At 61.2% G+C, this 14,744-nt stretch carries 15 protein-coding genes; 8 read left to right on the forward strand and 7 right to left on the reverse strand.

Going from position 1 to position 14,744, the window contains the following annotated elements; genetic code table 11:
• The first annotated feature begins 61 nt into the window (after positions 1 to 61).
• The 3 genes from BW992_RS17625 (at position 62) to BW992_RS17635 (ending at position 2,084) form a co-directional block, all read left to right on the forward strand.
• Positions 62 to 679, forward strand: a complete 618-nt coding sequence (locus tag BW992_RS17625; RefSeq protein WP_072430610.1) for a hypothetical protein — start codon at positions 62 to 64, stop codon at positions 677 to 679.
• A gap of 137 nt (positions 680 to 816) precedes the next feature.
• Complete coding sequence (locus tag BW992_RS17630; RefSeq protein WP_072430609.1) at positions 817 to 1,209, forward strand: RidA family protein; 393 nt, start codon at positions 817 to 819, stop codon at positions 1,207 to 1,209.
• Between the two features lie 473 nt (positions 1,210 to 1,682).
• The gene (locus BW992_RS17635) at positions 1,683 to 2,084 is read left to right on the forward strand and encodes a hypothetical protein (protein WP_076406832.1); all 402 of its coding nucleotides are present in this window, start codon (positions 1,683 to 1,685) and stop codon (positions 2,082 to 2,084) included.
• 595 nt (positions 2,085 to 2,679) lie between these two features.
• Here the strand turns inward: BW992_RS17635 and BW992_RS17645 are convergent.
• Entirely contained in the window at positions 2,680 to 2,952 is a 273-nt protein-coding gene (locus BW992_RS17645) for a hypothetical protein (RefSeq protein WP_076406833.1), read from the reverse strand.
• 342 nt (positions 2,953 to 3,294) lie between these two features.
• Here BW992_RS17645 and BW992_RS17650 point away from each other — a divergent pair, with 342 nt between their 5' ends.
• From BW992_RS17650 to BW992_RS17665, 4 genes are all read left to right on the forward strand, one after another.
• Positions 3,295 to 4,254, forward strand: coding sequence for a hypothetical protein (locus tag BW992_RS17650; RefSeq protein ID WP_072399118.1), 960 nt, complete (start codon positions 3,295 to 3,297; stop codon positions 4,252 to 4,254).
• Between the two features lie 81 nt (positions 4,255 to 4,335).
• Entirely contained in the window at positions 4,336 to 5,367 is a 1,032-nt protein-coding gene (locus tag BW992_RS17655; RefSeq protein WP_072399116.1) for a MerR family transcriptional regulator, read from the forward strand.
• A 105-nt stretch (positions 5,368 to 5,472) separates the two neighbouring features.
• Complete coding sequence (locus tag BW992_RS17660) at positions 5,473 to 5,991, forward strand: GNAT family N-acetyltransferase (protein WP_072430603.1); 519 nt, start codon at positions 5,473 to 5,475, stop codon at positions 5,989 to 5,991.
• A 35-nt stretch (positions 5,992 to 6,026) separates the two neighbouring features.
• Positions 6,027 to 6,659 (forward strand): pyridoxamine 5'-phosphate oxidase family protein, encoded by a 633-nt coding sequence (locus BW992_RS17665; protein ID WP_072399113.1) that lies wholly within the window; start codon positions 6,027 to 6,029, stop codon positions 6,657 to 6,659.
• A 258-nt stretch (positions 6,660 to 6,917) separates the two neighbouring features.
• Here the strand turns inward: BW992_RS17665 and BW992_RS17670 are convergent, their stop codons facing one another.
• Positions 6,918 to 7,787, reverse strand: a complete 870-nt coding sequence (locus BW992_RS17670) for an NmrA family NAD(P)-binding protein (RefSeq protein ID WP_076406834.1) — start codon at positions 7,785 to 7,787, stop codon at positions 6,918 to 6,920.
• A 150-nt stretch (positions 7,788 to 7,937) separates the two neighbouring features.
• On the opposite strand from BW992_RS17670, the gene BW992_RS17675 reads away from it, so the two are divergent.
• Positions 7,938 to 8,831 carry a LysR family transcriptional regulator gene (locus BW992_RS17675; RefSeq protein WP_072458382.1) on the forward strand — a complete coding sequence of 298 codons (894 nt, stop codon included), beginning with the start codon at positions 7,938 to 7,940 and terminating at the stop codon, positions 8,829 to 8,831.
• Between the two features lie 137 nt (positions 8,832 to 8,968).
• On the opposite strand, the gene BW992_RS17680 is transcribed toward BW992_RS17675, so the two are convergent.
• From BW992_RS17680 to BW992_RS17700, 5 genes are all read right to left on the reverse strand, one after another.
• Positions 8,969 to 9,712 carry a substrate-binding periplasmic protein gene (locus BW992_RS17680; RefSeq protein WP_072399105.1) on the reverse strand — a complete coding sequence of 248 codons (744 nt, stop codon included), beginning with the start codon at positions 9,710 to 9,712 and terminating at the stop codon, positions 8,969 to 8,971.
• Between the two features lie 146 nt (positions 9,713 to 9,858).
• Positions 9,859 to 11,625 (reverse strand): S8/S53 family peptidase, encoded by a 1,767-nt coding sequence (locus tag BW992_RS17685; RefSeq protein WP_072399103.1) that lies wholly within the window; start codon positions 11,623 to 11,625, stop codon positions 9,859 to 9,861.
• A 68-nt stretch (positions 11,626 to 11,693) separates the two neighbouring features.
• Complete coding sequence (locus BW992_RS17690; protein WP_072399101.1) at positions 11,694 to 12,320, reverse strand: response regulator transcription factor; 627 nt, start codon at positions 12,318 to 12,320, stop codon at positions 11,694 to 11,696.
• Positions 12,307 to 13,383 (reverse strand): sensor histidine kinase, encoded by a 1,077-nt coding sequence (locus tag BW992_RS17695; RefSeq protein WP_072399099.1) that lies wholly within the window; start codon positions 13,381 to 13,383, stop codon positions 12,307 to 12,309. The genes BW992_RS17690 and BW992_RS17695 overlap by 14 nt, the downstream gene beginning before the upstream one ends.
• A 53-nt stretch (positions 13,384 to 13,436) precedes the next feature.
• Positions 13,437 to 14,744: an ABC transporter ATP-binding protein gene (locus BW992_RS17700; protein WP_072399097.1), complete on the reverse strand. Its 1,308-nt coding sequence runs from the start codon at positions 14,742 to 14,744 to the stop codon at positions 13,437 to 13,439.

Below are 14,744 nucleotides of genomic sequence, written 5' to 3' on the forward strand. Positions count from 1 at the left end.
CAAGTAAGCCCCAGTTCTTTAAGGCTCACAGGGATGATGCAATCAGGAAGTAGCCATAACGATGATTTTGGTTGTTGAAGGTATCAGCGCCAGCGGGAAAACCACGTGGTGCACCAAGCATGGGGGGCCGCATGTCATTCCTGAAAACGGCCGTTTTGAAAACGAGCCGGATCGAAAGCTGGATCCGGCGGGAGCAGCCGCTTTTTGGGCAGAGCGAAACGTGGACCGCTGGCAAGCGGCGCTGGCCATGGAAGAGATTTCTTCGTGGGCTTTGTGTGACAGTGATCCTCTCAAGCTCCACTATATCTGGAGCCTTTGGCAGATCGGCGAGGCGAGCGAACAAGACTGGCGAACAGAGTTGGACGCCACAAGAGAAACTATTTCACAAGGCCGTATTGGCTTCGCTGACCATTACATCATTGGCTGCATAGAACCTCAGCTCGCCCGCGAGCGAGCCAAAGCGGACACGACCCGGCGCCGGAGTAGATTCGAGTTACACGTACGCCTGCAACACGCTCTGCTGACTTGGTATTCAGCCATGAGTGAAGTGCTTCCCGGAACCGTGCGATTTGGCTTTCCTTCAGAAATGCCCACCTTGAAAAACGTTGATCGAAGGTGTTCGGTGGAGGCCTTTGATCGAATGATCGCGTCGCTCCCGCAACCGCCTCACTTCTCATAGCGAGACGAAGCTTTATTGAAAGTTAAGCGGATCGACGCACCTGCCAGATTGGATTCATTAATGCGGAGTGGCCCGTGTGGACGCCGCTCTGGCACTTGGGTTAGCTTGCGTATCCGTTTATTTTGGGCTCCACAACCATGACTGATCGTCAGATCATTGTTCCAGATGCCATGAGATTGCTCTGCGAGCAGGCTGGTTATGCACCAGCGGTAAAGGTAGGAAAAACCCTTTACTGCGCTGGTCAGGTAGGCCGGACGCCGGACTTATCAGTTATCGAAGACCCCGAACAGCAGTTTTTGGCTGCATGGGAAAATCTCCGGATCGTCTTGAAAGCCGGCGGTTGCGAATTTGAAGATGTCGTCGAAATGACAACCTATCACGTCGATATGCACCGCCACATGCCGATTTTCAGACGCGTAAAGGATGAGGTCTTTCCCAGGAGCACATGTGCATGGACATGCATAGGTGTCAGTGAACTGGCTCGCCCCGGCCTTCTCGTGGAGATCAAATGTGTCGCTGTAGAGCGATAGCTTTTCTGATAGGCGCCTGATCTTGGATGGAGGTCTATCTATGCGGCAGTAGATCCGGAAAAAATGGGACAGACTTTTCTCTGATAATAAATCTGTCTTCTTTTTTCGTTGTAGATCGAACGTGCTGCTTATGGAGAGTTCGTCCGGCTGTGGAGCCGAGGGGCTTCGAGCAACAGCGACCGGGTCAAGTGTTCTGTGACCATTTCAAACCACACAAACTTACCGGCCAGGCTCCGTTGCGAAGCCTTTACGAGGCAGAAGGCGAAGAAGCTTCGGCTTGATCTTGAGGATTTACACCTTCACTGAGCAGCAGCTACCGACCCATAGCAGGCTTTGGATCCAGCAAAGATTGACCGACCCGATGCAATGATAAGAAAGGCGTTGGATGATGCCGGCGTTGTGCGCACAATCCTAATAATCGGACGTTTTACAATGACGCAGCAGCTACCATCGTATTCATCCGGACAACATTTATGATCAGCGTTTTACCAATGAATGAACTCAATAGGCTGGCGGTGACGGCGGAAGCGGAGGGTTTGGCGCTGAGCGAGATTGTCCCTATTTGTGAAAGGTACTGCGTTGCCCCCACAGACGTCCTGAACGAACTATCCATTGCGGTTGCGGAATGCTATCTGGATGGGTCGCTTACCTACGCATTTTGTGATGTAGTCATGAACGGGATCATAAATGCGATAGTTGACCTGAGCGTCACTGGAGTCATGCCACAGCCCGCCTTTTCGCTTTACCAAGCATTCGATGAAGGTGAGTGGTTACGCAGTGAAGACCCACCGGGGACTGATGCCGGTGCGAAATACACGAAGCCTGTGGTCGTGGAAATAATGCGTGTCCTGAAGGCGAGCTCAGAGGTTGGTTGACCACTTTGTTTAGCTTGGGAAATACGGTACAGACTTATTTTTTTGATAATAAATCTGTCCCGTTTTTCGAAACAAGCCGTCGTTCACTCCTGTGGATAAGGCGCTTCATCTGTCGACTGATGCCAAATAGAGCCATGGGCTCGGCTGAGCTCGACGGAATATCTGTTGCACAACATCTCGATGGCAGATTTATCAAGCGCCTGATCTGAAGAGGAAATCGCCCCACCACAGGTCAGGTACAGGTACAACGCACACAGCGCCTCCAGCCTCGACGAGTCGGACTGCACGGTAAACCTAGAGCCATCTACCTCGCTCGCTTGGATTTCTATGCAAGGGTCATCGCTCTCCCTGTCTTTCACATACAGGCATGTCCAGGAGCGGTTGTTCACAGGGTATGAATTACCCTCTGTGTCTACGTTTCGCCCAGGGCCATATAGCATATCCAGGAAGCACCTGAAGTCGGGTCGTTCGCTAACGACGGTCACTGTGTACATCGATTCTCCTCAGCCTCGTGCGTATCGTCGGCTACAGGTCAACTGTTCGCCAGCCACTCCCTGTCAAATCCAAAACGGGCGCCTTAAGCGCCCATAATCCCTTAACGTCCAACCTGTTCCTGAAGCCGCCGCCCAATCACCTCCAGCAAATCACACCCATCCCGCAACGGAATCACCAAAAGCTGCGCGAAATCCGAAAGCACCACCGTATCGCTTGTAATCTCGGAGCGAAACGCGATGTTTTCCAGTACCTGGGTCACCACACGAATGCGGTAATCGGCTGTCGCGTGTAGGACATCTAGCGGGGCTTCGGTATCGATGAGTAAGGAGGCGGGGGTGCAGTCGATGCCGGTGATGGGGATGTATCTCTGCATGGGATTGCTCCATTTGGTTAGAGGGCTTATCCGATACGCAGGTCGCCAAACCTGATCACCATGGTTGGCGACGGGACTGACTATAGATTTGCGCCCACAAGACGAACAAGGTGAGAGATTCCGACGCCTTCGTAGGAATCATGAGAATTCTCCAAGGAAACCAATCGACGTGATCCATTTCCGTAGGACCAATTGCTCACGCCGGAGAAAACCCCACCCGACCCCTGAGCCCTCCCGACATCGGGTATTCTCCGCCCCCTGAAACACCATCCCGGCCCGAGGCGTTCCGATCGTCTCCCAGCCCCTCGAACGGTCTGCAAAACAACGCACCAGGAGGCATGCATGTTGATAGGACATCGGTTCGAGCGCACCGCGCAGGGTGACTTGCACATCCATTCGCGCAACGTGGTGCAGAGCTTGGTCGTATGGGTGATAGGGGCGTTGGCCTTTATCTTGCCGATGGCGTTTGCCGTGTTCGTGATGGTTGATGGGGCCTCGTCGATGGCTGAGGTGCACCCACTGTCCGCTCTATTGATGGTGCTGCTGTGGCTGCTGATTCCTGCCCTTGGCCTGCTGCTGGTGGTGTACACCGGCGTCCACGAAACGTTGGTGTTGTCGCGGGTCGACGGCGAAGGCAAGCGCCTGACCCGTAACTTTTTCGGGCGCCGCGAGCGTGTGCAATCGGCCTTCCGGATCGACGCTGCCAAATCCCTCGAACTGCGTCGCTCCCCGCAGGTTGAGCGAGCTCGCACCCAGCTGTGGCTGATACTGCGCGATGGCACCGCGCATCGCCTGACCACCGACAACGTTCCGGTGGTGCCGGGCAGTCAGCGCACGGACGTGTGGCTGCGGGAGCTGGCCGACTACCTGGGCGTGGCGTTGCCCAACGAGGTCGTCGAGGGGGCGGCGCCGGTTGTGAAGGTGCCCTACAGGCCAACTCCGGCCCCTAGCAGCGGCAAGGCAGTAAGGGCAGCCCGTCAGCGCCGGGAAAAGGGCGACGCTGCTGCGCCTGAGCCAATCGAGAAACTGGGCTTGCCCGCACGAGCCTTGCTCACGCTGTTGGGCGCCTTCTTTGCGGTGCTGGAACTGACTAACGTCATGACCTTGGTGCCGGCCATTTTTACCGGACGGCTGCGCGTCAGTGGTTTTCGAACGGGCTCGACGACGTTCCACTGGGCTGAGCAGCCGTTCAGTTTTTCCTTGAACCTGCTGGTGGGTCTCGTCGAAGGCGTGGTCATTGGCTTCATTGCCTGGGGTTGCCTGTACATGGCGATCCGCGGCCGGATGCGTTCCAAGCCCTGAGGGTCGTCCACCCGGGGCTTGACCCTCACGCAACGTGAGGCCGCAGCATGGGCGTCGTCTAAGGAAACAGGAGTTGAAACGATGTTGCTTCGAGTAGGTGAACTGGCCAGGCGCACGGGATTGACCGTGCGGACCTTTCATTACTACGACAGCATCGGACTGCTGCGTCCTTCGACCCGCACCGACGCCGGCTACCGCCTCTACAACCGTAACGACATCGCTCGCCTGCACCAGATCCAGGCGCTGCGCGAGCTCGGCATGTCGCTGGCAGAGATCGGCGCGGCAATCGACGATCCGGACCTCGCGCTCGTTCCCACCCTCGAGCGGCAGATCAGCGCCATCGACCGCCTGATCGCGCAGCAGACGCATTTGCGCAATCGGCTGAGCTTGCTCAAGACGCGGCTCGTGGCGGGGGAGGCGCCGGAGCTGGACGACTGGCTGACCACGTTGGAGATGATGTTCATGTACGACCGCTATTTCACCCAAGACCAACTCGACCACCTGCCGTTCTATCAGGCCGATGGCGCCCTGCGCACGCAGTGGCTGGAACTGGCCGCCGAGGCCAATGCGCTTCATGAAGCTGGTACCCCGCCCAGCAGCGAAGCCGCCCAGCAGCTTGCCCGACGCTGGATGTGCACCCTGGAGCGTGACACCGACGCCAATCCCGACTGGCTGCTCAGGCTCAGCAGTATGCACGCCCAGGAGCCTCTGTTTCAGCAGCAATTGGGGGTGTCGCCGCAGGTGGTGGCTTATCTGCTGGAGGCCTTCGCCGAGAGCAAGCTTTGCGTGTTCGCCCGTTACCTCTCGGCCGAGGAGTTCGCTTTCATGCGCCAGCACTATGGACGCCAGATGCAGGGGTGGCCGCCGTTGCTGATGGACTTGCGCAATGCTCTGGACGCCGGCGCCATGCCGGATGGAGAGCAGGGGCGGGCACTGGCTGCGCGCTGGCTCGCCCTGTTCCGGGGTTATGCCGGGGACGATCCGAGCACCCACCAGAAGATCCGCGATGCCATGCAACAGGAGCCCAGCCTCGCCGAAGGCACCTGGCTGGATGAGCGCTGCCTGGGCTTTCTGAAGAAAGCGGTGGCCGGGCTGATGGGGGAGGCGCATTGACCACGAGGGTCATTGCGCTGATGCTTGCGCAGGCTGCGCCATCGAATGGGCGCGGCCTGCCAGGCTCTTGATCGGGCCGGTCCATTCACAGAACCGAGGGAACCTATGCCTGTGACTGTTCGTGTCGCCGTTGCGGACGACGCACAACACCTGCCCGCCATCGAGGCGTCCGCCGCCCTGGCGTTCGGAAGCATTGATGAGTTGAGCTGGGTGGCGCAGTCGCCGCCGATGTCCGTCGAGCGACATCGCCAGCTCATTGCGCTATCGACATGCTGGGTCGCCCTCGATGACGAAAGCGCGCCGCAAGGGTTTCTCAGTGCCGAGCGCTACGGCGAGGCTCTTCATATCCATGAGATATCCGTCGCGCGGCCCTGGCAGGGCCGGGGCGTGGGGCGGCGTCTGATAGAGGTTGCCCAGGAGCATGCCCGCTCCAACGGGCTGCATCTGGTCACCCTCACGACATTCATCGACGTGCCCTGGAATGCCCCGTTTTATGCCCGCATGGGTTTCCAGGCTCAAGCCACCCAAGACCTGCAGCCGCGACTGGCGGCCCTGTTGAGCGCCGAATACCAACGCGGATACGCTCCGGGCAGCCGCTGTGCAATGGTCTGGTCAGTCACCTGAAGACGATTTTTCAAATACCTGCAACGGAGACAAGCATGGAACGCGACAACGACAGCAGCGCCTACATCACCACGACACAAGCGCTGGAAAGCCTCTATGGCGCCGTCGCGACGCCCTCGCTGCTCAAGGAAGTCGACCATATCCATCCGGTCTACCAGCCCTTCATCGAAGCGGCTTGCTTCGTGATCCTCGCTTCCTCGGGGCCCGGCGGGCTGGATGCATCCCCGAGGGGCGACGCGCCGGGATTCGTTCATGTCCATGACAGCAAGACGCTGTATCTGCCCGACCGGCGCGGCAACAACCGTATCGATTCGCTGCGAAATATTGTCGAGGATCCCCGGGTCGCGCTGCTTTTCCTGGTGCCGGGCGTGGGGGAAACCTTGCGGGTGAACGGTACGGCCAGGATATCGGTCGAGCCCGGGCTGCTGGCCCGGTTCGAGGTGAAAGGGCAGCGCCCTCGGACCGTTCTGGAAGTCACCGTTTCCAGCGTCTATTTCCAGTGCAGCAGGGCGGTGGTCAGGGCAGGGTTATGGGATAGGGAACGACAGGTCGAGCGCAGCGCCTTGCCCTCGGCAGGCGAAGTGTTCAAACGCATCTGTCCTGCCAAGGTTGATGGCGATGCTTACGACAAGGCCCTGCCGGAGCGTGTCGCCAATACGCTTTATTGAGCGATTGACAATGCACTCGATACCCGGCTCGATAAGGCCTGGGTAGCGCCTGTTGTTTATTCCTGATGACCTTCGGACACTATGACTGTGTAACGACGATGAACGGTTTATGTCGGGCCGATACTTTTGTGTTGGTTGCCGACCAGGTCATCGTGAAAAACTAAATTGACAGGGTGCTGCCGGGGGATTGACGGGCGTAGAAGGCGATCAACTCATCATGCCCAAAGGAGGCTGAACCGCCTCCTTTGGCACCGCCATTCAGACCCCGGCAACTGCCTGGCGCACGAAATCTTCATAGGTGCGCAGCGGGTGGCCGATAAGGGTCTGGAGTCGTTCCACCGTCCCTTCGGCTGCCCGCATGCCGTCTGCCTGGATTCCCTCCATCATCAAGCGCATGTCATAGGCCAGCCAGGCGGGCCCGTGTGACGCCAGTTGCCCTTCGAAAGCGACCACGTCATCCCCTCCATAAGCGACTTCGCGACCCAGCACGGCGCTCCAGATATTCGCCACGCTAGCACCGGTAAGCGCTTGCGGCCCGATCAACTCCAGCGTGAGCCTATCCAGCGCGGCAGCGGCCTTGTCGCGGCGCAACAGCTCGGCCACGGCGACGTCGGCGATATCCCGCGCATCGATCATGCAGACGCCCGCCGCACCGATGGGCATCGGGTACACCGAATAGTCCTGGATCGTCTGTTGGACCATGCGATCGTTCTGCATGAAATACGCCGGTCGCAGGATGGTGGCGGGGATGTCGAGACGCTCGATCATGCGCTCGACCGTATATTTGCCGGTGAAATGCGGGACATTGCTGAACGTGTCGGCGTGAATCACCGACAGGTAGACGATGCGCTCGATGCCGGCCTCGCGAGCGAGGTTCAGTGTAACGAGGGCCTGGGTGACCTCATCGGGCGTCACGGCATTGAGCAGGAACAGCGTACGCACTGACGACAGCGCGGTGCGCATCGATGCGACATCAGTGAGGTCGGCGACGACTTCGGTGACGCCGGCCGGGAACGCCCGTTTGCCCGCTTGGCGCACGAGGGCCTTGACCTCGACGTTCGCGTTGGCCAGGCCCTGGGTGACGAGTGAACCGATGGTGCCCGTGGCACCGATGACGAGAATGCTCATTTTTGACGCTCCTGTAGTGGGTCAGTGGAGCCGCGTTGACGGCGCTGCTCTGGACGCTTCGAAACAAGTTCGATGTGCAGAAGGTATTCCGTTGCACTTGAAAAACGAAGACGGCAGAATCCAGACACCTCGTTTCAAAAACGGAACACCATGAACCTGAATGCGTTGCTGGATTTCTTTCTGGTCGCCACCCATGAGGGGTTGGGGAAGGCCAGCCGCGCGAGCGGTATCCCCAAGGCCACCCTGTCGCGGCGTATTGCGGAGCTTGAAGAGCAACTGGGGGTGCGGCTGATCGAGCGTAGCGCCCGCGGCCTGAAACTCACCGAAGCCGGCCAGGGCCTTATGGCTCGGGCCGAGGGGCCACTGGGTGAAGTGGCCGAAGCCATGACGGCAGCTCGGGAAGGCGTTTCGACACCTCGTGGCCGCTTGCGGGTCGCGGCCCCCGTGCTGTTCTCCCAGCTCGCGATGGGACACATCGGAGCGCAATTCTGTAGGGCCTACCCGCAGGTCGAGATTGAAGTCGTGGCGGAAGATCGGAAGGTGGATCTGGTGGAGGAGCAATTCGATGTCGCCATCCGGATCAACCCGAGTCCGGACAGCAATCTGGTCGGCCGCTGCTTCGCCAGGGACCGGTTGGTGGTCGTGGCCGCGCCGGGCATACCCAAGCCCATGCCCGGGGACGTCAGGGTGGTTCCCGGCATCGTGACCTCGACCTTCCAGCCCACCCAGTGGGTTCTCGATGGTGGGCAGTTGGTCCTGGAGCCGAACCCGAACATGCGATTCTCCTCCTTCTTGATGGTCCGGGATGCCGCTGTGGCCGGTGGCGGTGCAGCGCTCATTCCACAATCCATCGCCTGGAACCAGCTTGCCCGTGGCGAGTTGGTTCAGTGGGGCACGATGGTGGGCGCCGAACCGGCGCTTTGGGTCTTGCATACCTCCAGGCGTCTTGCGCCCCCCAAGGTTCGCGCATTCGTGGACTTCATCTGCGCCCGATACCCGGACCTTTCCCTGACTTTCGAAGGCACCGAGAAGTCTTCAGCCTGACTGTGGCGAGCCGCCGATTCGAGAAACGTCGCCGTCCGCGACTGCATCGACTTGTCGATCACTTGTCCCGCGACCCGGTTTCATGAGGCTTGCCGAAGCACGATGAGCCGATGCGCAGGCTCGACGGTACGCGGTGACTACCTGGGCTGGGCGTACCGGCGCTGGATGCGCTCCAGCTCGCCCGAGCGGCGCAGTTGCTCCAGGGCGCGGGCCCAGGCGGCGACGACGCTGTCATCCGAGTCGCGGCTGAAGGCGATGTACAGCGAGGATCGATAGAGTTCGACAGGCACCTGCCGCAACAGGCCAGGCGGGATTTTCAACTGACGGCTGTAGTAAGCCATGCCCGCCGGGGTATCGCCGACGATGATCTCCGTTCGCCCGGCCAGGAGCATGCGGTAGAGCTGCAGGCTTCCGGTGGCGCTCTTGTCCAGATTCCTGAAGCCGCGTGATTGCAGCACTTCGGGAATCAGGCCGGCATTGCGTGTGGTGATCTGGGGCGCCTGCAACAGTTGCTCCAGTGTATTGACCGGTTGCTGTGCACTGGCCAGTTGATAGGGGTAAATGGATTCCTCGACGATGGGCCCGACCCACTTGTACAGCGGTTCGCGTTCGGCGGTACGGAACATGGAATACAGGATGGTCTTCGGCCGGGTCTTCAAGACCCGTGAACTGCGCATGCTGGGCAGCACTTCGATGGGGAAGTCGTCTGCGGTCAACGTCATGATGGCCCGGACGATTTCCGTGGTCATGCCCGTCAGTTGATTGTTTTCCAGATAGTTGTACGGCGCCCACTCTTCGGTGACGACCAGGTACGACTCGGCCCTGACCGGCGTGCCGAGCAGTAGGCAGAGCAGCGCAACGGCGAATATGGAATATTTCAAGTGTTCTGCCTGGTGGCCTGGTCGGTATTCAAGAGCGCAGCTGACTGAAGGGACAAACTCAGTATAGACCCTGGAATGTCGCCAGACAGGCGCCCTGCCGCGATGGCGCCTATCCAATCATTCTCCCATCGCCAACCTGGCCGGACTCAGCGCACCCGCTCGCGACTCTGGGCGGCCAGGTCCAATGCCTTTTGCATGTCCAGCCGCGCCGAGCGGCCCACGTCTTTGTCGTTGAGCTGATAACGGCGCTCCGATGGCAGGATGGGCGCGGTGAGATCCTCGCCGTCCATGGCCTCGAAGTCGTGATTATCGCCAATGGTCATGGCGCTGCGGCGCAGCAGCATGCGCAACTGTTCGGGTTGCAGTTGCGGATTGATGGACAGCATCGCCGCCAGCAATCCCGCCACCATGGGGGTGGCATAGGAGGTGCCGCAATGCACCGCGCCTTCCTGGCCGGCCTGGGGCGTCGAGGCGTGGGCGCAGGCGGCGGCTGTGATATCGACACGCATGTCGATGTTGGAGGAGTCGCGCTTGACCGCATAGGCCGGGTCTTGGACGGCGACTCCGGTGCGTTCGCTGCGCTGGTGGCCGCCAACGACCAGCAGTTGCTCAGTGATGAAGGAGGAGGGCAGGCGGTATTCGTCCGTGCCCGAGAACGAAGACCCGTTGCCGGCGGAGTTCACCACCACCACGTCGGGATGAGCCTTGCGTAGCCACAGGAAAAATTCTTCCAACAGTTCCTCGTAGCCTCCCATGGCGATCCCCGAGCGCAGCAGCGAATCCACGTCGTCACCTTTGACATCCTTGGCGCCGACCCGGTGAATGCCCCAACTCCAGTTGAGTACTCGCACGCCGTCTTCCACGAGGTTGACCGAGGCGGCGATGTTGGCGGTGATACCCGCGTCCGAATTGCGTTCGACGATGACCTCGAAACCACCGCTGGTCTTGTCCAGCCCCCTCAGAAAACCGGTATTGCCGCCGTCGTCCCAGCGCGCGGCGAGGATGCCGGCGACGGTGGTGCCATGGTTATCCGGCTTATCGGCATCGCGTGCGTAGACGCACGTGCGCGGCGCCGAGCAGGGACCGAGGTAATCGGCAAAATCCGCGGTGTCGAAGTCCACGTCGCGCTCGATCAGGCCGATGCGCACCGGCTGCGGTCGGATGGGCGCCTGCTGGCCGGGAATGCGCCGCTGGTAATAATTCACCGCATCGAGAAAGCGGTTCGCCGCCCATTCATCGGAGTCCTGGGCCGGTTTCTTCGGTTCTGCCGGGCGGGCGGTAGCCTGCTCGGTTTCTTCTGCGGCGGATTCTTCCACCACCACGGCATCCACGCTGGTCTCGCTGCCCAGGCGCAGCACCAGCGCGTCGCGCTGCACCAGGTCGCTGGCGGGCAAGCGCAGTTGGTACACGTTCAGCGGCGCGATACTGCCGACCACCTTCGCCCCATACTTGCTGGCCAGGCGCTGGGCTTCCGGCAAGCCTTCGCGATCTTCCTCGATCAGCACGCTGACCAGGTTGACGTAGGTGGTCAGGCCGTCCATGTTCTTCGCCACTTCGTCCGCTGTAGCGGCCAGGACGTGACTGTTGCGCAGGGTCAGCCAGGCTGCGTTGCTGGTGCGCGAACCCTCCTGCAGCCAGAGCGGTCCGCTCTGGTAGTCGGCGCTGTCCAGGCTCAACCGGAGGTTGGCCCCGTCGCGCTGGACGGCTTGCGCCGGTATCGCCTTGTCACCCAGCTTCAGTTGTGGGGCGTCCTGGCCCAGGCCGCGCACGGTCAGGCACCAGTCCTGTCGTTGGCTTTGCAGCAGGTCGCCGCAGCGCTTCAGGGCTTCCAGGCGCAGCGGCTCTTGCGCGGCAGCCAGGGTGTGGGTGGCCAGGGTGAGCAAAGCGGCGAGGGCAGCGGATCGTACGGGCATGAACCAGTGTTCTCTGGCAGGGATTTGTTGTTCCGACTGCCGCAGGGTGCGCTTCGTTCAGCGGCGCATCAGCTGGCGTCCTTGAGTCTTTCCGACATCTTCACCAACGTGGCCAACGAATCGGCGCCCATCTTGCGCATCAAGGCGCCGCGTCGCACCTTCACCGTCACTTCGCTCAACCCCAGCCGCCCGGCCACCTGCTTGTTCAGCAGACCGCAGACCACCAGATCCATCACCTCCCGCTCTCCGTCAGTGAGGGTGCGGTGACGACGTTTCAGCTCATCCATCTTTTCTGCGAGCTGACGTCGCTGCCGATCACGACTCAAGCCCAGGCCGATGGCGTCCAGCAGGTCCTGTTCACGAAACGGTTTGGTCAGGAACTCCAGTGCCCCGCCTTTCATGGCCTTCACCGACATGGGAATGTCGCCATGGGCGGTGATGAAGACAACCGGAACCTGGATGTTCAAGCGGGCCATTTCCTGCTGGAAATCCAGGCCGCTCAAGCCCGGCATCCGCACGTCGAGGATCAGGCACGCCGGCGTATCGGCAAGCGTGGCGTCCATGAATTCCCGCGCCGAGCCGAAGGCCATGCTCGGCAGGCCGACGGAAGCCAGGAGGTCCTGCAGCGAGGCGCGCACGGAACTGTCGTCATCGACGATATAGATCATCGATTCGTTGGGGTCATGGGCTGTCATCGGATTCTCGGGTTACGGCCGGCAGGGTGAAGTGGAAGGTGGCGCCTGACTGTGGATCGCTGCTGACCCAGAGGCGACCGTCATGGGCCTCGATGATGGAACGGCTGATGGCCAGGCCCATGCCCATGCCGTCGTGCTTGGTGCTGTAGAACGCGTCGAATACCCGTTCGTGGTCGTTGCCGCTGAGGCCCTTGCCCTGGTCTGACACACAAAAGAGCAAGCGCTGGGCCGATTCCAGTACGACATTGACCTCCAGGCTGCGCTGCTCGACATCGACCTGCCGCATCGCGTCGATCCCGTTCATCGCCAGGTTCAGGATGACCTGCTGGATCTGTACTTCATCCGCCAGCATCGGCGGCAGGCCTTCCTGGACATGCACCCGTAGGCTGATGTTCTGCTCGTTCAGTTCGCCGGCCAGCAGCCGCAGCGCGGCATTCACCGTGTCGGCGACGTTCAGCCACCGCTTGCTGGGGGCCTGGTGCCGGGCCATGCCCCGCAGGCGGGTAATGATTTCGCTGGCCCGATGGGTGTCGGCGATGATGCGTTCCACGGCCTGGCGGGCCTTGGGCAGGTTGGGCGGGTCGTTGGCCATCCAGCGCAGGCACGCGCTGCTGCTGGTGGCCACCGCGGCCAGTGGCTGGTTCACTTCGTGAGCGATGGACGCGGCCAGCTCCCCCAGCATGTTGACGCGAGCGATGTGCGCCAGGTGCGCGCGGGTTTTGTGCACCGTGCCGATGGCGGCGGACAGGCGCAGCGCCAGGTAGGTGGTACCGGCGATGGCGGCGAGGCTGATCAGGACGTTGACCAGCCCGGCCTCCGTATCGCCGAAGCGGGTGAGCCGATAACTGAGGATCGTCAGGAGCATGCAGGCGACCGACAGGCCGGCGACGGCGCGGGTCGGCAGGATTCGTACGGCAATCAGCACCACGACGATCTGGAAGACGCCCACCGCGATTTCAAGGTCGGTGACGGTGTCTATGGCCGCGATGCCGAGGGACAATCCCAGCAACAGCAGCAGGCGAAGGGTCAATTGAGTGCTTCTCACTGGATATTCATCTCGCATCGCGCAAATGGCCGGCCCAGGCACGCAGTGTATATCGCCTCTGTGCCCGTGGCTCAGGAAGGGTTGTCCAGGCTGAACCGGTCGGCCACTTCGTCGTAGGCGAACAGCTCTGCGTAGCGCCCCCATTGCGTGACGCAATCGAGGGTAGTCGCAGCGTCGTGCTCCGACATGAAGTCCTCCAGTTGGTCCCGGAAGCGCCTGGCGGGTGCCGTGCGGGTGGGACGGTCATCCAGCACCTTGCGCACATGGCCCACCAGGGGAACGTGCCTGAGCAGCTGCTGGGCGAACAATTGCTTGCGCTCGTCGACCGTCGATCGGGCATAGCGCCGCCCGGCCGGCAGCAGTGCGAGATGGCCGTCCTGCAGATCGGCCAGGCGCATCAGTTGCAGCACCTCGGCCACCGGGAAGAGATCGCTGGGGCTATAGCGCAAAGTGTCGGCCAGTTCACGCAGGTCCGCCTGACCGTCGTAGGGCTGCTCGTGCACCGCCTCGATCAGGCCGGCCAGGGCGTTCGTTGAAATCGAAGGCAACACCATGCCCACGCCAGTGCCTGCAAATGCACCCGTATGGGCTGAACCGTCCCGGCCACCGCCGGCCATCTGCACATAGATATGCTCCACCAACGCCTGGAACGCCGGGTCGGCGCGATTGCGCGGCTGGCTGAGGTCGACGACGATTTCCTTCATGATCCGCCCCGGATTGGAGGAGAAAATCAGTATCCGGTCGCACATCAGCACGGCTTCTTCGATGTTGTGGGTGACCATCAGGATGGACTTGATCGGCATCCGGCCTTCGCACCACAGATCCAGCAGGTCGGTGCGCAGGGTTTCGGCCGTCAGCACGTCCAGTGCGGAAAAAGGCTCGTCCATCAGCAGCACATCCGGAGCGACCACCAGTGCGCGGGCCAGGCCGACGCGCTGGCGCATGCCACCCGACAGTTCCTTGGGAAAGGCGCTTTCGAAACCGTCGAGGCCGATCATGTCGATGGCGGCCAGGGCCCGTCGGCGCCGCTCGGGCGCCGCCACTTCCAGCGCTTCCAGGCCGACTTCCACGTTCTGCAGCACCGTCAGCCAGGGGAACAGGGCGAAGCTCTGGAAGACCATGCGTACCGAGCTGGCCAGCCCGCGGTCATCGGCAGGGAAGTCGACCACGCCGGCCGTGGGCGCGATCAGGCCAGCGATGGACCGCAGCAAGGTGGACTTGCCCGAGCCCGAACGCCCCAGCAGGCCGACGATCTCGCCATCGTTCAAGCGCATGCAGACGTCGTCCAGTACCAGTCGCTCGGCACCGCCAGCGGTACCGTAGACATGCCGAAGCTGTTGCACATCCACCAGGCAGCGTTTGTCCATGAGTGCTTGCAT

The organism is Pseudomonas sp. 7SR1 (assembly GCF_900156465.1).
Lineage (GTDB): Bacteria > Pseudomonadota > Gammaproteobacteria > Pseudomonadales > Pseudomonadaceae > Aquipseudomonas.